General features: G+C 72.6%; 15 protein-coding genes. 4 read left to right on the top strand and 11 right to left on the bottom strand.

The annotated features are described in order from the left end of the window. Positions 1 to 10: 10 nt before the first annotated feature. The 9 genes from AB0447_RS09680 to AB0447_RS09640 form a co-directional block, all read right to left on the bottom strand. Complete coding sequence (locus tag AB0447_RS09680; RefSeq protein ID WP_366476216.1) at positions 11 to 1,078, bottom strand: potassium channel family protein; 1,068 nt, start codon at positions 1,076 to 1,078, stop codon at positions 11 to 13. A gap of 20 nt (positions 1,079 to 1,098) precedes the next feature. Next, positions 1,099 to 2,793: a molybdopterin-binding protein gene (locus AB0447_RS09675; protein WP_366476022.1), complete on the bottom strand. Its 1,695-nt coding sequence runs from the start codon at positions 2,791 to 2,793 to the stop codon at positions 1,099 to 1,101. After that, positions 2,790 to 3,653 carry an NTP transferase domain-containing protein gene (locus AB0447_RS09670; protein ID WP_366476021.1) on the bottom strand — a complete coding sequence of 288 codons (864 nt, stop codon included), beginning with the start codon at positions 3,651 to 3,653 and terminating at the stop codon, positions 2,790 to 2,792. The genes AB0447_RS09675 and AB0447_RS09670 overlap by 4 nt, the downstream gene beginning before the upstream one ends. Positions 3,654 to 3,818: 165 nt before the next feature. Then, on the bottom strand, positions 3,819 to 4,355 hold the full coding sequence (locus AB0447_RS09665; RefSeq protein WP_366476020.1) for a bacterial proteasome activator family protein: 537 nt from the start codon (positions 4,353 to 4,355) through the stop codon (positions 3,819 to 3,821). A gap of 85 nt (positions 4,356 to 4,440) precedes the next feature. Beyond that, on the bottom strand, positions 4,441 to 7,299 hold the full coding sequence (locus AB0447_RS09660; RefSeq protein WP_366476019.1) for an ABC transporter permease: 2,859 nt from the start codon (positions 7,297 to 7,299) through the stop codon (positions 4,441 to 4,443). After that, the gene (locus tag AB0447_RS09655; RefSeq protein ID WP_366476018.1) at positions 7,296 to 8,048 is read right to left on the bottom strand and encodes an ABC transporter ATP-binding protein; all 753 of its coding nucleotides are present in this window, start codon (positions 8,046 to 8,048) and stop codon (positions 7,296 to 7,298) included. The genes AB0447_RS09660 and AB0447_RS09655 overlap by 4 nt, the downstream gene beginning before the upstream one ends. A 72-nt stretch (positions 8,049 to 8,120) precedes the next feature. Next, entirely contained in the window at positions 8,121 to 8,792 is a 672-nt protein-coding gene (locus AB0447_RS09650; protein WP_366476017.1) for a PadR family transcriptional regulator, read from the bottom strand. A 154-nt stretch (positions 8,793 to 8,946) separates the two neighbouring features. Continuing rightward, positions 8,947 to 9,495, bottom strand: a complete 549-nt coding sequence (locus AB0447_RS09645) for a hypothetical protein (protein ID WP_366476016.1) — start codon at positions 9,493 to 9,495, stop codon at positions 8,947 to 8,949. 228 nt (positions 9,496 to 9,723) lie between these two features. After that, entirely contained in the window at positions 9,724 to 11,412 is a 1,689-nt protein-coding gene (locus tag AB0447_RS09640) for a protein kinase (protein ID WP_366476015.1), read from the bottom strand. A 218-nt stretch (positions 11,413 to 11,630) separates the two neighbouring features. On the opposite strand from AB0447_RS09640, the gene AB0447_RS09635 reads away from it, so the two are divergent. After that, positions 11,631 to 13,226 carry a protein kinase gene (locus tag AB0447_RS09635; RefSeq protein WP_366476014.1) on the top strand — a complete coding sequence of 532 codons (1,596 nt, stop codon included), beginning with the start codon at positions 11,631 to 11,633 and terminating at the stop codon, positions 13,224 to 13,226. A gap of 46 nt (positions 13,227 to 13,272) precedes the next feature. Here the strand turns inward: AB0447_RS09635 and AB0447_RS09630 are convergent, their stop codons facing one another. Together AB0447_RS09630 and AB0447_RS09625 are read right to left on the bottom strand one after the other, a co-directional pair. Then, complete coding sequence (locus AB0447_RS09630; RefSeq protein ID WP_366476013.1) at positions 13,273 to 13,695, bottom strand: pyridoxamine 5'-phosphate oxidase family protein; 423 nt, start codon at positions 13,693 to 13,695, stop codon at positions 13,273 to 13,275. Positions 13,696 to 13,880: 185 nt separating this feature from the next. After that, complete coding sequence (locus tag AB0447_RS09625) at positions 13,881 to 14,540, bottom strand: response regulator transcription factor (protein WP_366476012.1); 660 nt, start codon at positions 14,538 to 14,540, stop codon at positions 13,881 to 13,883. Positions 14,541 to 14,865: 325 nt separating this feature from the next. Here AB0447_RS09625 and pdhA point away from each other — a divergent pair, with 325 nt between their 5' ends. From pdhA to AB0447_RS09610, 3 genes are all read left to right on the top strand, one after another. After that, positions 14,866 to 16,059 (top strand): pyruvate dehydrogenase (acetyl-transferring) E1 component subunit alpha, encoded by a 1,194-nt coding sequence (pdhA, locus tag AB0447_RS09620; protein ID WP_366476011.1) that lies wholly within the window; start codon positions 14,866 to 14,868, stop codon positions 16,057 to 16,059. 2 nt (positions 16,060 to 16,061) lie between these two features. Beyond that, complete coding sequence (locus AB0447_RS09615; RefSeq protein WP_366476010.1) at positions 16,062 to 17,042, top strand: alpha-ketoacid dehydrogenase subunit beta; 981 nt, start codon at positions 16,062 to 16,064, stop codon at positions 17,040 to 17,042. 32 nt (positions 17,043 to 17,074) lie between these two features. Further along, positions 17,075 to 17,994 (top strand): biotin/lipoyl-containing protein (locus AB0447_RS09610; protein ID WP_366476215.1); only part of this gene is annotated, 920 nt, incomplete at its 3' end.

Raw genomic sequence — 17,994 nt, 5'->3', positions numbered from 1 at the left:
ATACGCCCCGTCAGTCCGCGGGAGGCAGCGTCACCGCCGGAGTGGCGGGGGGAACCGCGCGGACGATGACGATCAGCCGGTCGGTCAGCTGCAGCGGGCCGGCGTGCGGGTCGTCGTACGGCAGCAGGCGGTGGCCGCGCAGCACGCTCACCACCAGGTCCTCGGTCTCCCGGACCTGCTTGCCGACCTCGGCCCTGGTCACCGGCCGCTCGATCATGTCCAGGCCGCTGCCCTGCTGGATCAGATCCTCCATCACGGTGCCCGCGCTCGGGCTGAGGACGGACAGGCCGAGCAGCCGGCCGGCCGCGCTCGCGCTGGTGATCACGGCATCGGCGCCGGACTGCCGGAGCAGCGGGGCGTTCTCCTCCTCGCGCACCGCCGCGACGATCTTGGCTCCGCGATTGAGCTGCCGGGCCGTCAGGGTGACCAGGACCGCGGTGTCGTCCCGCTGGGTGGCGATGATGATCTGACGGGCCTTCTGCAACTCGGCCCGCAGCAGGACATCGGAGCGGGTGGCATCGCCGACCACGCCCGTGAAGCCCTCGGAATTGGCGATGTCGACGACCTTGGAGCTCGGGTCGACGATGACGACCTGCTCCTTGCGAAGGCCGGTGGCCAGCAGGGTTTGCAGGGCGGAGCGTCCCTTGGTGCCGAAACCGACGACCACCGTGTGGTCACGCAACTGCTTCCTCCAGCGGTTCAGCCGCCACTCCTCCCGGGTCCGCTCGGTGAGGACCTCGAGAGTGGTGCCGACCAGGATGATCAGGAACAGCACGCGCAGCGGCGTGATCAGCAGGACGTTGACCAGCCGCGCGCTGTCGCTGTGGGGGACGATGTCGCCGTAACCGGTCGTCGAGAGGGTGACCGTCGCGTAGTAGAAGCAGTCCAGGAAATCGACCGTCTCGTTGGCGTTGTCGTGATAGCCCTCGCGGTCCAGATAGACGATGAGGACCGTCAGGAACAGCACGAAGAAGGCCATCAGCAGCCGTTTGCCGACCTGACGCAGCGGCTGCTCGACAATGCGCTTCGGCAGTTTGACGCGCCGTGAGACCAGCTTCTCGTCGGCGTCGCGGGCCATCGCGTCCTGTCCGTGAAGTTTCACGTGAAACACTCCCCGGCCGCCACGGCCCACGGCAGTTCGAGAATCTCCAGTTCCTGCCCGGTCCGCGCGCCGCCCTGCGGTACGACGGCCAGCGCGTCGGCCACGGCGACGCCGCGCAGCATCGCCGGGCCGTTGTAGCGGAGCGGTACGGCGTGATCGCCGGACAGCACGACGGGAACCAGCCGGGTGTCGTGCGGGTGGCCGGGTACGTCGCCGCGTACGGCCGCGGTCCAGCGGGGGCGGGGGCCCAGTCCGGCCAGGCCGCGGAGCAGCGGCTCGGCGAGGGTGAGCAGCCCCGAGACGGCGGCGAGGGGATTTCCGGGCAGGCCGACCAGGTGCCGGTCCTCGTCCAGCCGGGCCAGCAGCATCGGATGGCCGGGGCGGACGGCCACCCCGTCGACGAGGAGCTCCGCGCCGGCCCGGCTCAGCACCGGGTGGACGTGGTCGACGGGGCCGGAGGCGGTGCCGCCGGTGGTGATCAGCAGGTCGGCGGTCGAGCCGGTGAGGGTCCGGTAGAGCTCCTCCGCCCCTTCCGGATCGTCGCCGAGCCGACGGGTGGCGACGACCTCGGCGCCGAGCCGGCCCAGCCAGGGGCCGAGCATCGGGCTCAGGGCGTCCCGGATCAGGCCGTCGTGCGGCAGGCCTTCGGTGAGCAGCTCGTCGCCCAGGACGAGGATCTCCACCCGCGGGCGGGGGCGGGTGGTGAGTACGTCGTACCCGGCGGCGGCCGCGAGGCCCAAGACGGCCGGAGTCACCCGGGCCCCGGCGGGCAGCAGCAGGTCGCCGGAGCGGCACTCCTGGCCGCGCGGCCGGATGTCCTGGCCGGAGACGACCTTCCGCTCGGCGTACAGGCGGCCCTTGTCCTCGTCGGCCCGGGCGTGTTCGCTGCGGATCACGGCGGTGGTGTCGGCGGGCACCCGGGCGCCGGTGGCGATCCGGACGGCTTCGCCGTCGGCCAGCGGATCCGGCCGCTCCGAACCGGCCAGGACTCCCTCGCCGGGCCGCATCGCCCAGGGGCCGGGGCCGGACACGGCCCAGCCGTCCATGGCGGAGGTGTCGAAGGACGGGAGGTCGGTGAGCGCGGCCAGCGGCTCTGAGAGCACCTCGCCGAGGGCTTCGGCCAGCGGCACCCGGTGGATCCGGACCCGTCGGCCCGCTCCGGCCCGTGCGGCCGCCTCGCGGGCCCGGGCCCAGCCGGCCGCGCGGTGTCCGCCGCCGTCCGGGTTCCGCGCGACCAGGGCGAGTGCCTCGTCGAGCGCCTGCTCGGCGCTGAGCTGCGGCGGAGCGGCTTCCGGAGCGGCTTCCGGAGCGCGCTCCCGGGCAGGCTCCGGCTCTGGGTCGGATTCTGGGTCGGGCTCCGGCGCCGGGTCCGGACCCAGGCCCAGACCCGGATTCGCGTCCGGGGTCGGCTCCGGCTCCGGGTCCGCACCCAGGCCCAGGTCCAGACCCGGATTCGCGTCATCCGGCTCCGGGTCCGACTCCGGCTCCGGGACCGCGGTGGCCTCGTTCGGCCCGGGGAGATCGCCTCTGGCGTCGGCCGGCGCAGCGTCCGGGGTCGGCTCGGCCACCGGGGCGGGTGGGCGGACCAGGCGGGCGGCGCAGGCCAGGGCTTCGTCCAAGGCGCGTTCGGCCGTGGCGGCCGCCGCCGGGTGGCCGGGGAGGGGGGAACGGGAGGCGTGGGGCGAGGTCATCCGGATACAGGCCCTTCCCCGGGTCCGGTCTCGGCAGCCCACCGGAGGGCCAGCGCGGCCGCCTGCTCCGAGGCACGGGCGACGGCGTCGGCGGGGTCGGCACCGGCGGCCTGGGCCTGGGCGGCGGCGTAGCCGACCAGGAAGGTGGTCAGGGGTGCTGCGGGCCGGGCGACGCCGTGGGCGGCGTCACGGGCGAGGTCGAGCAGGGTCTTGGTGTCGACGGTGAGGTCGATGCCCAGCTCGTTCTTGACGGCGGTGATCCATTCGTCCAACACGTTCCCATGCTCCCTGATGCGGGCTCGGGCTGCCGCGAGATCGTCCCAGGTGTCGCAGTCGAAGGAGGCGAGCGGCTGCGCCTCGATGCGGGTGAGGTCCAGTTCCGCGGTGAGCGCGCGGAGCGGAAGGCCGGTGAGGTTGCCGTGCTCCGTCGCGAGCAGGGCCAGCTCGCGTCGCAACGGCTCGGCGCGGTAGGCGGCGACGAGCGGCTGGTCCCGGCCGGCCGGGTCGCGCAGCAGCGCGCCCTCGTGGGCGCGGCCGGGCGCGGCCAGCAGCGCGCGGACGGTGTCCGGGCCGAGGAACGGCAGATCGGCGGAGAGTACGAGCACCAGCTCGGCGGTGCACTGCCGGAGCCCGGCGTCGAGCGCGGCGAGCGGGCCGGCGCCGGGCGGGTCCTCCCGCGCCCAGGCCACCGGCCGGGCGGTGGCCCGCCGGCCCCCGACGACGACCGTGACGGCGGCATCGGCGCAGGCATCGAGGACGCGGTCGAGCAGGGCCCGGCCGCCGACGCTCAGGCCGGGCTTGTCGGCGCCGCCCAGGCGTTGTGCGGAGCCCCCGGCCAGGACGATGGCGTCGTAGGTCATGCCCACGAGTATGCGCGGCCCATGTTTCAGGCAGCGGCGCGGGCTTGCCCGCCGCTTGCCCGCCGCTTGTCCGGCCTGTCGCCGAAAACGCCGAACTCCGCCCGCCGGCCCGGGAAGGCGGCGGACGGAGTCCGGTACGGCGGGGCGTGAACACGCCCGACGGGTTTAGAGGTACGGGCCCGAGCGGATGGCTCCGCCGTGGCCGTCTTCCTCGTCGTGCGGGGCGCCCGGCGGCAGGGCTCGGCGCATCTGTTCGAGCTGGGCCCGCGCGGCCATCTGCTGCGCGAACAGGGCGGTCTGGATGCCGTGGAAGAGGCCCTCCAGCCAGCCCACCAACTGGGCCTGCGCGATGCGAAGTTCCGCTTCGGACGGAATGGCCTCGTCCGTGAACGGGAGGGAGAGGCGTTCGAGCTCCTCCACCAGTTCCGGTGCCAGCCCGTCCTCCAGCTCCTTCACCGAGCTGGCGTGAATGTCCTTGAGGCGAACCCGGCTGGCCTCGTCGAGAGGTGCAGCGCGGACTTCTTCCAGAAGTTGCTTGATCATGCTGCCGATCCGCATGACCTTGGCTGGCTGTTCGACCATTTCCGTCACTGGGACCTCGCGCGACTCGTCATCGGCGCCGCCGACCGCCATCCCGTCCTGGCCCACGATCAGAACCTGCGGGGGGCTGTCCTGCGACCGTTCACTCCTCGGCATCTCCATGCCGCCATTCTCTCGCACAGCTTCGTCAGAACACGGTGTGCCCCCGTGGAGGAGTGATCCACCCTCCACGGGGGCACGAGACGCCTCAGCCCGCGGCCCGGCGGGCCAGCGCGCCACTGGAGCGGGTGACCAGGGCGGCCAGCAGGGCCGCGCCCAGCGGGACGATGACCAGCAGGGCCCCGAGTGTCTCCCAGGGCACCGCCACGGGCACGAACGGCTTGGTCGCGCCGTCGCTGTAGCCGCGGGCGATGGCCTCCTCGTACCAGGCGAGCTGGTCGCGCCGCTCGGTCAGCCGGAGGCCGATCGCCGGCAGCACGCCGGCCGCGGAGCCCAGGACGACTCCCATCGCCGCGACCACCCCGCACTGGAATCCGCTGAGGGTGCGCCGTACGCGCGGGGCCGCGCCCACCGCCGCGAGGGTCTTGAGGTCCGCCTCGGCATCGGCCTGGGCGAGTCCGGTGGCGATACCGGCCGCGCCGATGGTGACCAGGCCCGCGAAGACGGTGAGGACCAGCATCGCCATGCCCGTGCCGCCCTGGTATCCGGCCTCGATCTGCACGGTCGCGTCGACGCCCATCCGGTCGAGCTCTCCGTCCAGCTTCTGCCGCTGCTGGCTGCTGGCCTTCCCGTCCAGCGTGAAGTACGAGCCGTACGGGACGATGGTGAACCCGGCCGCCTTGGCGGTGGCGGGCGGCAGGATCAGCTTGAAGCCCCAGGCACTGGCGCTGTCGGGTGCCTGGTGGACCGGGATGACCTTCTGCTCGCCGGGTGCCTCCTCGCCGCGCTGCCCGGCCTCGTCGGCCTTCGCCAGGTCGGTGACGATCCGGATGGTGACCTTGCCGTCCTTGATGTTCTGCCGGTCGAAGGAAACGGCCTTGCCCTCGGCGAGCGCCCTGACCGTACCCGGGTCGGTGACCGCCAGCGCGGTCAGCAGTTTCCCGTCGGCGACCACGGTCTCGTACTCGGAGTAGTGCGGGGAACCGGACCGGCAGCGCCAGTCGGAGCGCAGGGCGCGCGCCTCGGCCTCGGTGAAGGCGTCCGGCCCCTTGGGCCCCTCGTACAGCGGGCAGCGCTGCTCCTTGGGCACCACGATCTCGGCCCGGCCGCAGCCCTTGTCCGACGAGTACGGCTCGCAGTCGGGCCGGCCGACGGAGATCCGGTCCACATCGGCCCGGACCGCCAGGGGCAGCTGCCGGGACACGGCGTCCCGGACCGCCGGGATGTCCCGGTGTCCGCCCGCCTCGTTGAGCGTGACCCGCCCGGAGCCGTCCGGCAGCTGGGCCACGTACTCGTGGCGCATCTGTACGTCCCGGCTGTGCTGGTACGTCGCCACCGCGACCGTGCCGGCCACCGCGGCCAGTACGGCGGCCACGGCCGGGGCCGTACGCCCCCGGTTGCGGACGGCGTCCCGAAGGGCGAGCCGGGGCGACAGCGGAAGCCACCGGCCGATCCGGCCGAACAGGCCGACCAGCACCGGGGTGAGGGCGACGATGCCCAGCTCGGCGATGGCGCTGCCGCCCGCGACGACGACGAAGCCCATCTGGCCGATCGTGCCGAGCAGCGCGATGGCGACGCCGAGGGCGACCGCGACCAGGCCGATGACGGGCAGCACCCGGTTGGCGCGGCGCACTCCGCGCCGCCCGGTGAGCGAGGCGAGCACGGTCTGCCGGGAGGCGGTGACCGCCGGGGCGATCGCGGCCAGCAGGCCGGTGAGGACGGCGAGCAGGGCGATCCCGGCGAGTTCCAGGGGGCGGACGTCGAAGCTGCCGAAGCGGTTGCCGAGCTGGTTCTCCAGCACCGGCTGCAGCGCGAAGGTCAGCACCACGCCGAGGACGATGCCGGTGACCGCGGCGGCTGCGCCGATGACCAGGCCGCCGGAGAGGACGATCGCCCGGATGTGGCTGCGGTCACCGCCGTTGGCGCCGACCAGGCCGAGCTGGCGGCGGGACCGGCGGGCGCCCACCGCGAAGGCGGGGCCGGCCAGCAGGCAGATCTCCAGCATGGCCAGGCCGACGACGGTGGCGAGAATGGCCAGTTCGGTGGCCCGGCTCGCCGCGCCGGGCGCGTAGGCGTCCTTCGGCTGCTGCGTGTAGAGCGGCACCTCGGAGTCGGCGGGCGGGTTCAGGACGACGGCGCGGGAGACGACCACGGCGCCCTTGGCGTTGGCCTCCTTGACCATGTTCCACGTGAAACCTTCCCCGCCGACCTTGACGAGGTAGGTGTCCTCGGCGCCGACACCGCGCAGCCCGGCGGCCTGCAGGGCCTGGTCGAGCGGGGTCAGCAGGGTCCCGGGAGGCGCCAGCAGCTGGCTCTCCTTGAGCCGGTCGGGCATCTCGTACGCGCCGACGATCTTGTACGAGGTGGTGGTGCCGCGCGGAGTGACCGAAGAACCGACGTAGAGGCCGGAGTTCTCGAGGAAGGCGTTGGTCGCGATGATCTCACCGGCCCGTTCGGGCAGCCGGCCGCGGTCCAGCGTGATCAGGCCCTTCACCAGCGGGCCGGCCACGTCCAGTTCGCGCAGGGAGGTGTCCAGCAGACCGTGCCGGGTGCGGACCTTGGCGTAGCCCGACGAGTCCTTGACGGTCTGTGCCCCGGGCGGCAGAGCCGACTTGAGGTCCTCGGGCCGGTCCTCGGAGCGCTCCACGATGCCGGGCCCGTCCTCGAAGCCGCCGACGGGCGCGTAGTTGTCCCCTTCCGGCGCCTGGTAGATGGGCGTGCCGCCCATGCCGGAGAGCTTCACCTCGGCATCGGCCTCGCCGAGGACCCGCTCCAGCCGCTGTTCGGGGGAGAGCTGGGCACTGCGCAGGGTGAGGTCGGCGGCGCTCACGCCGAGGATCGGCAGCGCGATCATGGAGAGGACCAGCAGACTGCGGCCCTTGGAGCGCCAGGCATCGCGGCGGGCGATCCGGATGGCCGCGATCCAGGAGTGGTACCAGGACTTCACTGGCCGCCCGCCCGCCCGGAGAGCAGCGTGTCGGCCTCGGCGCGCAGGGTCTCGTCGACCACGTTGCCGTCGCGGAGGAAGACCACCCGGTCGGCCCAGGCCGCGAACCGCGGCTCGTGGGTGACCAGGATGCCGGCCGCGCCGGCGTCGCAGCGGGCCCGCAGCAGGGCGAGTACGGACTCACCGGTCTCGGAGTCCAGGGCGCCGGTGGGCTCGTCGGCCAGCACCAGGCGGCGGTCGCCGACCAGGGCGCGGGCGATGGCCACGCGCTGCTGCTGGCCGCCGGACATCTCGTCGGGGAAGCGGTCGGCGAGCTGGCCGAGACCCATTTCCTCCAGCGCGGCGAGCGCGGAGCCCCGGGCCTTCCGGGCCGAGATCCCGTCCAGCTCGCGGGGCAGAGCCACGTTCTCGGCGGCGGTCAGGGCCGGTATGAGGTTGTAGTCCTGGAAGACGTAGCCGATGCTGCGGCGGCGCAGCGCGGCCAGCTGCTTGCGGTTGGCGGTGGTGATGTCGGTGCCCTCGACGATCACCTGGCCGTCGGTCGGCTTGTCCAGCCCGCCGGCCAGGGTGAGCAGCGTGGACTTGCCGGAGCCGGACGGGCCCATGACGGCGACGAGTTCGCCCGGGTACACGGCCAGGTCGATACCGCGCAGGGCGTGCACCTCGGTGGCGCCGCTGCCGTGCACGCGGGTGAGCTGCTGCAGTTGCAGCACGGGCTGCCGCTGCTGGGAGTGGAGCTGGTCAGGCATGTGGTGTGGTCCCCCCTGGGACGGTTCGGCCCCGCGGTGTGCGGGCCGGAGGCCGAATGGTTGAGGTCGGGGTCAGGGTCGAGGTCGGGTCGGCGCCGGCGTACGCGTCGGAGTCGGCGTGGGGGCCGCAGTGGCGGCCGGCGTCGGGGTGGTGGAAGTGGTGGCCTGTGGCGCGGCGGCCTCGGCTCCCCGTTCGGCCAGGACGGAGAGCCGCACCAGCCTGGTCTCGGAGTGGTCGAGCCAGCGCGCCTCCGCTTCGGTCTGGAAGATCAGCTGTTCCAGGACGAGCAGCCAGGCCACGTCGTCCCGCTCCCGGGACCGCCCGCTCTCGATCGCGGCGAGCGCCTGCGCCTTGAGCCGGGTGTAGTCCTGCATCGCCTTGATCGTGGCGTGCCGCTGGGCCTGGATCACGGCGCGGATGTCCACGCCGGGAGCGCCCACGGCCATGGCGAGCTTGATGGACAGCTCGTCGCGGGGTGGGTGGGTGCGGTCGACGGGCCGCTCGTACCAGGACCGGAGCTCGCCGCGGCCGGCGTCGGTGATGGCGTAGAGCGTGTGGCCGGCATCGTCCTCGCCGCCGGGCGCGACGAGGCCGTCCCGCTCGAGACGGGCGAGGGTCGTATAGACCTGCCCGACGTTGAGCGGCCAGGTGGAGCCGGTGCGCGACTCGAATTCGGTGCGCAGCTGGGAGCCGTACCGGGGGCCGCGTTCCAGCAGGGCGAGAAGGCCGTGACGGATCGACATACTGAGTATGTATACCGAGTATGCTCCGGGCTGCAACCGCCCCGAGGCGTACATCTCAAGGGGGACCGGCCGTGAACCGGCCGTCGAACTGCGGTGGGACCAGCCGTCGGCCAGCCGTGGACCGGCTGCGGGTCGGCCGCGGACGGGCCGCTGGTCAGCCGCGGCGCAGACGGATTCCGATGAAGCCGAGACCCACGCCCATCAGGGCGAATCCGGTGCCGAGCGGCAGTATGTGGGCGGCCAGATCGGCGGCGCGCGCGTTGGGCTCGGTGCCGAGCGCCACGGGTGGGGCGGGCGGGGCGTCGGGTTCGAGTTCGACCTCGGGCTCGGGAACGGCCTCGGGGCGGGCCGCCGGGGGCGGCGGGGGCTGCGGGGGTGGCGGGGGCGGCGGCTTGGGGCGTAGCGGTACCGGCCGGGCGGCGAGGAGGGCCTCGGGGTTCGCGCGCTCGCCGGCCGGGCGCCCGGGCCGCTCCCGCCCGGCGCCGGCGGGACTGCCGGCCAGCTCGCGGGGGTCGTCGTCCTCGGTGCCGAGACTGCTCCGGCTGCTGTGAGTGCCCTGGCCGGTCCGGTCGTGCGGGTCGTCCCGGTGGACGGCCCCGCCGGCCGTGCAGGCCAGTCCGTACGCAGGCGCTGCCGCCGGGAGCAGGACGGCGCAGCCGAGCGCCGCCACGGCGGGCCAGTGGAGCATGCGGGATCGTGTCACGGGGAGCCCCTCCCGTCCCGAACAGCACAGGCGAGATGTCAGGCTCAGGGTGGCATGGTGGGGCAAATCCGGCATCCGGGGCGCAGTTGGCGGCAGGCCCCACAGGACCCGCCACCACGCGAAGCCGCCGACGCCCGCTTCCGGGACGGCGCCCGGGCCTGCGCCCGCTCCCGGGCCTGCGCCCGTCCTCAGGCCCGCGGCGCTCCGGCGAACCGGCGCCCGCGCCTCCTACTGCGGGTTGCCGGTGGACACGACCAGGGTGAACTCCGTGCCGGTCTTGTCCACGGGGTCACCGGCCGCCGGCAGCTGCTCCAGGACCGTGTCCTTGCCGTACACCGCCTCGTCCCGCTCCTGCAGCTTGATCTTCCAGCCGGCCGACTGGAGGCACTCCTTCACCGAGGTCAGGTTCTTGTACCGGAAGTCCGGGGCGTTGACCTTCTTCGGGTCGTCCCAGTGCTTGGACGCCTCCTTGCACTTCTCCGTCTCGATGGTGCGCGAGGTGTCCGGGCCCTTGAAGCCGGGCTTGTCCGACCCGGTGCCGCCCGTGCCGGCGGTCGCCGGTGCGCCGGTCCCGCCCTGGGCGTTGTCGTTGCCGCCCGGGTCGTCGTCCCCGTCCATCGACACCGCCGCGATCAGGCCGCCGATCGCCAGCAGCGCCACCGCGATGGCACCGACCACGACCGGCATGTTCCGCTTCCCGTCGGCCGCCGCGGCCGCCCGAGCGGGCTGCTGCGCCACCGGCGAAATGGTGAACGGCGGCGGGGTCTGCGGCGCGTACTGCTGCTGCGGCGGGTAGGCGTAACCCTGCTGCGGCGGCGGGGTCTGGTGGTGCACCGGCGGGGGCGTGTGCTGCACCGGCGGCGGCGGCGTGTGCTGCTGCGGCGCCGGAGTCGCGTACGGAGAGGGCTGGTACGGCTGCTGCACCGCCTGCGGCGGCGGCTGCGGCAGCGAGGAGTCCACCGGCGGGAACACCGCCGACCCGACCCCCGCCCCGCTGTTCACGGGCCCGCCCTGGACGATCACCGGAGCACCGGTCTGCCCGGCCGACAGCACCCGCGCGATCTCGTCGCGCATCGCCGCCGCCGTGGGGAAGCGCTCGTTCGGGTTCTTCTTGAGCGCACGCGCCACCAGCGCGTCCATCGCCGGCGAGACGGACCGGTTGATGGAGGAGGGCGCGACCGGCTCCTCCTGCACGTGCGCGTACGCGATGGCCAGCGGCGAGTCCGCGTTGAACGGCAGTCGGCCGGTGAGCAGCTGGAACAGCATGATGCCGACCGAGTACAGGTCGGAGCGGGCGTCCACACCGCGCCCCAGCGCCTGCTCCGGCGACAGGTACTGCGGGGTGCCGACCACCATGCCGGTCTGGGTCATCGAGGTGACCCCGGACTGCATGGCGCGGGCGATGCCGAAGTCCATGACCTTGACCACGCCGCGCTTGGTCATCATCACGTTGCCCGGCTTGATGTCACGGTGCACCAGGCCGACGTCGTGGCTGGTCTCCAGCGCGGCCAGTACGTCGGCCGTCACCTTCAGCGCCTTGTCCGCCGGCATCGCGCCGTACTGGGCGATGTCCGCCTGCAGCACCGAGCCGAGCGGCTTGCCCTCGACGTACTCCATGACGATGTACGGCATCATCGTGCCGTCCAGGTCGCCCTCGCCGGTGTCGAAGACCGAGACGATGTTGGTGTGCGACAGTTTCGCTACAGCCTGGGCCTCGCGGCGGAACCGCTCGCGGAAGGACGCCTCGCGCCCCAGCTCGCTGTGCAGGGTCTTGATCGCCACCTGCCGGTCGAGTGCCGCGTCGTAGGCGAGATAGACGGACGCCATGCCGCCCTCGCCCAGCAAATCCCTTAGCTGGTAACGGCCACCGGCCAGGGAACGGCCTGCGTACCGGCCCTCAGTGCCGTCCTGGCTCATGACTCTTGCTTCCCCTCGCCACGCTTGTGTCGCGCCCAGTCTGCCGGAGGGCAAGCGCACGTCAAGCCAGGTGCCCGTTCCGTGACCACGTGGTTGTCGCACGGTCACGGCCCGTCCGTGCCCGAACAGTGACCGGCGCAGAGGCTGTAGCGTTCATCGGAGCACCCCACAGACGAGAGCACCGCACGCGCGGCCGAGAGAGATGACGGCGAGGACTGATGGCACCCGAACCCGAGGCAGGTGGCGCCGGGATGGCCGAGGATCCTTCGCATTGGGGAGCCGGCGGCCTGGTGGGAGACGGCCGTTACCGGCTCACCCACCGGCTGGGCCGCGGTGGCATGGCCGAGGTGTTCGCCGCCGAGGACGTCCGGCTGGGCCGCACCGTCGCCGTCAAGCTGCTGCGCGCCGACCTCGCCGAGGACCCGGTCTCCAAGGCCCGCTTCACGCGTGAGGCGCAGTCGGTGGCCGGCCTCAACCACCATGCGGTCGTCGCCGTGTACGACTCCGGCGAGGACCGGGTCGGTCCGAACACCGTCCCGTACATCGTCATGGAGCTGGTCGAGGGCCGCACCATCCGGGACCTGCTGATCAGCGCCGAGGCCCCGGGCCCCGAGCAGGCGCTCATCATCGTCTCGGGCGTGCTGGAGGCGCTCGCCTACTCGCACCAGCACGGCATCGTGCACCGCGACATCAAGCCCGCGAACGTCATCATCACCGACGCCGGTGCGGTGAAGGTGATGGACTTCGGCATCGCCCGCGCCCTGCACGGCGCGCAGTCGACGATGACTCAGACCGGCATGGTCATGGGCACCCCGCAGTACCTGTCCCCGGAACAGGCCCTCGGCAAGGCCGTGGACCACCGCAGCGACCTGTACGCGACCGGCTGCCTGCTGTACGAACTCCTCGCGCTGCGGCCGCCCTTCACCGGCGAGACCCCGCTGTCGGTGGTGTACCAGCACGTCCAGGACGCGCCCGTGCCGCCCTCGCAGATCGCGCCGGGCCTGCCGCCCGAGCTCGACGGCCTGGTGATGCGTTCGCTGGCCAAGGACCCCGACGACCGGTTCCAGAGCGCCGAGGAGATGCGCGGACTGGTCCAGTACGCCCTGCAGATGCTCCAGGATCAGGGCGGCAACACCGGCACCTGGAACACCGGTCCGGTCGCCATGGCGCTGCCGCACGGGCGGGGCCCCGCCGCGACCACCGCCATGCCGATGGGCGCCACCGGCCCGCAGCCGGGCTACCCCTCGCACTCCTCCACCTCGCAGTTCCACCAGCCGATGGTGCCCCCGCTCAACCCGGACGACGGCTCGGCCTTCCCCGGCGGCGGTGGCGGCTACTACGACGGCGGTGCGGGCGGCTCCGGCGGGCACGGCGACGGGCAGGGCGGCGGCCGCTGGAAGATCTGGCTGTTCGCGGTGCTCGCGGTCATCGCCATCGCTCTGGGTGTGGTCTTCGCCCTCGACAAGGCCGGGGAGAAGAAGACGCCCCGGGACGACACGACGACCACCCAGAGCCCGCCCAGCTCCCCGCAGCCCACGCCGAGCACCCCGAGCACGGAGCCGTCCGAGGAGACCCGCGAGCCCTCCCGCCCGTCGAACAGCTGGACGCCGAGCCGGAGCCCGTCCCGGCCGAGCTACTCGCAGAGCCTCAGCCCGTCGCCGTCGCCGTCGGTCACGCCGCCGACCTCGTCCCCGTCGGACGAGGTGACGACCCCGCCGCCGCCGACCAGGTCGAAGCCGGTCACCCCGTCGCCCGGTACGAGCTCGGAGAAGCCGCCGCCGGACCCGGATACGAACGTGGGCGGCGAGGAGTAGAAGACGGCGGGGCACGGCGGCGGGGCCGGCCGGCCCCGCCGCCGCGTCAGAGGGCGTGCTGGTACGCGCGGTCGAGGTCGAGGGGGCCGTGGAGGGTGTGCACGGTGACGAACTGCGGCTCGATCCGCATGTACACCGGGTCGAAGAGCACGCCGTCCACGAAGTGCGGGCCCGGGCCGAAGAGTTCGAGCTCGGCGGTGGTGGGCTCGACGACCTCGGCGGTCCCGGTGAACTGGACCGACCACAACTGCCGGTCGCCGGAGCCGAAGTTGTCCGCGCCGTACGCGACGACGCTCCCGTTGCACGCGTGGTGGTAGCCGAAGCCGCCGTGCATTCTCAGGACGACCTTGCCGTCCACCACGACGTGGCGGGCGACGGCGAGGAAGGGCAGCGCGCGCATGCTGGTGGCCACCCGGCCGTACGGCACCCGGCACAGCAGTTCGATGGCGTGGTGTTCGTCCGGTGACATGAAGCCCACTGTCCGGTACCGGCACGGGCCGGGGAAGAGGAGCCCGCCCCGAGGATCGGGGACGTTGGTCCCGAATCGAACAGCGCCTCGGGTGGAATGGCCGGGCGGGTGGAAGGGCAGGGCAGCCGGGCGGAAGGGCCGGGCGGACGGCCGGGTGAGCCGCCGGCCGCGCCGGGACGGGCCGGTCAGCGCTTCTCGGCCTGCAGGCGGGCCACGTACGCGGCGGCCTGGGAGCGGCGCTCCATGCCCAGCTTGGACAGCAGGCTGGACACGTAGTTCTTGATCGTCTTCTCGGCCAGGTGCAGCCGCTCGCCGATGACCCGGTTGGTCAGGCCCTCGCCGATCAGGTCGAGGATCTTGCGTTCCTGCTCGGTCAGATTGGCCAGCCGGTCGTCGCCCTTGCCGCTCTTGCCGTCGCGCAGGCGCTCCAGCACCCGGGCCGTGGCGACCGGGTCCAGCAGGGACTTGCCGGCGGCGACGTCGCGCACGGCGTTGAGCAGCTCATTGCCGCGGATCGCCTTGAGGACGTACCCGGAGGCACCCGCCATGATCGCGTCGAACAGGGCTTCGTCGTCCGCGAACGAGGTGAGCATCAGGCACTTGATGTCGTCGTTCTTGGAACGGACCTCGCGGCAGACCTCGACGCCGCTGCCGTCCGGCAGGCGCACGTCCAGCACCGCCACGTCGGGCCGCGTGGCGGGGATCCGCACCAGCGCGTCGGCGGCCGTACCGGCCTCGCCCACGACCTCGATGTCGGATTCGACGGAGAGCAGCTCGTAGACGCCTCGGCGGACCACTTCGTGGTCGTCCAGGAGGAATACCGTGATTTTTCCATCTTCGCGCACGAAGTCAGTTTCACACACTCACCCCTTCCCTGCCGGAGTTACCCGGGATAACGTGCCGTTGTTCCGGCCCCCTGCGAGGCTGTGACCAGTGGTTGTTCCCGATTCCCCGGATTTACTTGGAAATCCAAGCAAAATCCCAGGTCAAATGGGGTTTCGCGGTTACGCGAGGCACTGGGTAACGTGCATTGCGCAGGGCACTCGCCGGGGCACCTGTCACGCCTGTGTTCCCGTACGAGTCGCACCCACCCCGTGCGCGGGTACGGATACAGGCGGAGCCGCACTGGTCCCCGGAGAACCCGGGTGCCGGACCGACGGAGGAGCACACGTGACCGTGGAGAGCACTGCCGCGCGCAAGCCGCGACGCAGCAGCGGCACCAAGCGAGCAGCGTCCGGGGCGAGCCCCCGGAAGACCGCCGCCGCAGCCGCGAAGAGTGCCGAGCCCCAGCTCGTACAGCTGCTGACGCCCGAGGGAGACCGGGTAGAAAACGCGGACAACGCGGAGTTTCTCCCCTACGTCTCCGACATCACCGCCGAGGACCTGCGCGGGCTGTACCGCGACATGCTCCTCACGCGCCGTTTCGACGGGGAGGCGACCGCCCTGCAGCGCCAGGGCGAGCTGGGCCTGTGGGCCTCGCTGCTGGGCCAGGAGGCCGCCCAGATCGGCTCCGGCCGGGCGCTGCGCGAGGACGACTACATCTTCCCGACCTACCGCGAGCACGGCGTGGCCTGGTGCCGCGGGGTCGACCCGACCAACCTGCTGGGCATGTTCCGCGGTGTGAACCACGGCGGCTGGGACCCCACGGTCAACAACTTCCACCTGTACACGATCGTGATCGGCTCGCAGACGCTGCACGCGACCGGTTACGCGATGGGTGTGGCCAAGGACGGCGCCGACTCCGCGGTCATCGCCTACTTCGGCGACGGCGCCTCCAGCCAGGGCGACGTCAACGAGGCCTTCACCTTCTCGGCGGTCTACAACGCCCCCGTGGTGTTCTTCTGCCAGAACAACCAGTGGGCGATCTCCGAGCCCACCGAGCGCCAGATGCGCGTGCCGCTGTACCAGCGTGCGGCCGGCTTCGGTTTCCCGGGTGTCCGGGTGGACGGCAATGACGTGCTGGCCTGCCTGGCCGTGACGCGCTGGGCGCTGGAGCGGGCGCGTGCGGGCGAGGGTCCGACCCTGATCGAGGCGTTCACGTACCGGATGGGCGCCCACACCACCTCCGACGACCCCACGCGCTACCGGCGCGACGAGGAGCGCGCGGCCTGGGAGGCGAAGGACCCGATCCTGCGCCTGAAGGCCCACCTGCTGGCGACCGGCGAGGCCGACGAGGCCTTCTTCGCCGCGCTGGAGGAGGAGAGCGTGCAGCTCGGCAAGCGGGTGCGTGAGGTCGTACGCGCGATGCCCGACCCGGACACGATGGCGATCTTCGAGAACGTCTACGCGGACGGGCATGCGCTGGTGGACGAGGAGCGCGCCCAGTTCGCGGCCTACCTCGCTTCGTTCGAGGAAGGGCACTGATCATGGCAGTCGAGAAGATGTCGATCGCGAAGGCGCTCAACGAGTCGCTGCGCAAGGCCCTGGAGACGGACCCGAAGGTCCTGATCATGGGTGAGGACGTCGGCAAGCTGGGCGGTGTCTTCCGGATCACCGACGGTCTGCAGAAGGACTTCGGCGAGGAGCGGGTCATCGACACCCCGCTGGCCGAGTCGGGCATCGTGGGTACGGCGATCGGTCTGGCCCTGCGCGGGTACCGGCCGGTGGTGGAGATCCAGTTCGACGGGTTCGTGTTCCCCGCGTACGACCAGATCGTCACGCAGCTGGCGAAGATGCACGCGCGGGCTCTCGGCAAGATCAAGCTGCCGGTCGTCATCCGGATCCCGTACGCGGGCGGCATCGGCGCGGTGGAGCACCACTCCGAGTCGCCGGAGGCGCTTTTCGCGCACGTGCCGGGCCTGAAGGTGATCTCGCCGAGCAACGCGAGCGACGCGTACTGGATGCTCCAGCAGGCGATCCAGACCGATGACCCGGTGATCTTCTTCGAGCCGAAGCGGCGCTACTGGGACAAGAGCGAGGTCGACACCGAGGCGATTCCCGGCGCCCTGCACGAGGCCCGGGTGGCCCGGGCGGGTACCGACATCACCCTCGCGGCGTACGGCCCGATGGTGAAGGTCTGCCTGGAGGCGGCGGCCGCGGCTGCCGAGGAGGGCAAGTCGGTCGAGGTCGTGGACCTGCGCTCGATGTCGCCCATCGACTTCGACGGGCTCCAGCGGTCGGTGGAGAAGACCCGCCGGCTGGTCGTGGTCCACGAGGCCCCGGTCTTCCTCGGCGTGGGTTCGGAGATCGCTGCTCGCATCACGGAGCGGTGCTTCTACCACCTGGAGGCGCCGGTGCTGCGGGTGGGCGGTTTCCACGCCCCGTACCCGCCGGCCCGCCTGGAGGACGAGTACCTGCCGGGCCTGGACCGCGTGCTCGACGCCGTCGACCGCTCGCTGGCGTTCTGAGGAGATCCGCTGTGACGATCCGCGAATTCAAGATGCCCGATGTGGGCGAGGGCCTCACCGAGGCCGAGATCCTCAAGTGGTACGTCCAGCCGGGCGACACCGTCACCGACGGCCAGGTCGTCTGCGAGGTCGAAACCGCCAAGGCGGCCGTGGAGCTGCCCATCCCGTTCGACGGCGTGGTCCACGAACTCCGCTTCCCCGAGGGCACCACCGTCGACGTCGGCCAGGTCATCATCTCGGTGGCGGTCGGCGGTGACGGTGCCGGCGAGGCGGCCGCAGCGGAGGCCCCGGCCGCCGCAGCACCGGCCGAAGCCCCGGCTGCCGCGGCCCCGGCCGCCGAGGAGGAGCCGGCCGCCGCGGCCCGCCAGCCCGTGCTGGTCGGCTACGGCGTCTCGCAGGCCTCGACCAAGCGCCGCCCGCGCAAGGGCTCGCCCGCACCGCTGGCCGGAGAGGCCGGCCAGGCCGGCTTCGCGGCCGCCGCGCCGACCGCCACCCCGGCTCCGGCCGGAGCGGCACTCGCCGGCGCCGTGGTCCTGAACGGCAACGGCCACGGCTTCGCCACCACGACCACCGCGGGTGAGCGCCCGCTGGCCAAGCCGCCGGTCCGCAAGCTCGCCAAGGACCTCGGTATCGACCTGGCGGTGGTCGTTCCCACCGGCGAGGGCGGCATCGTGACCCGCGAGGACGTGCACGCCGCGGCGGCCGCCGCGGCCGCGCAGGCCGCCCCCGCGAGCCAGAACGGCACGGCCGCCCCGGCCGAGGCCCCGGCCCCCGCCCAGGCGGCGGCTCCGGCTGCGGTTGGGGTTCCTGTTGGGGCGGGTGTGCGGGAGACCCGTATCCCGGTCAAGGGGGTCCGTAAGGTCACCGCGCAGGCGATGGTCGGCTCCGCCTTCACCGCCCCGCACGTCACCGAGTTCATCACCTTCGACATCACGAAGACGATGAACCTGGT

Source organism: Streptomyces sp. NPDC051211 (assembly GCF_040689505.1).
Classification (GTDB): Bacteria; Actinomycetota; Actinomycetes; order Streptomycetales; family Streptomycetaceae; genus Streptomyces.
The sequence above is the reverse complement of the archived record's forward strand: the minus strand, read 5'-3'. Positions and strand labels throughout refer to the sequence as shown.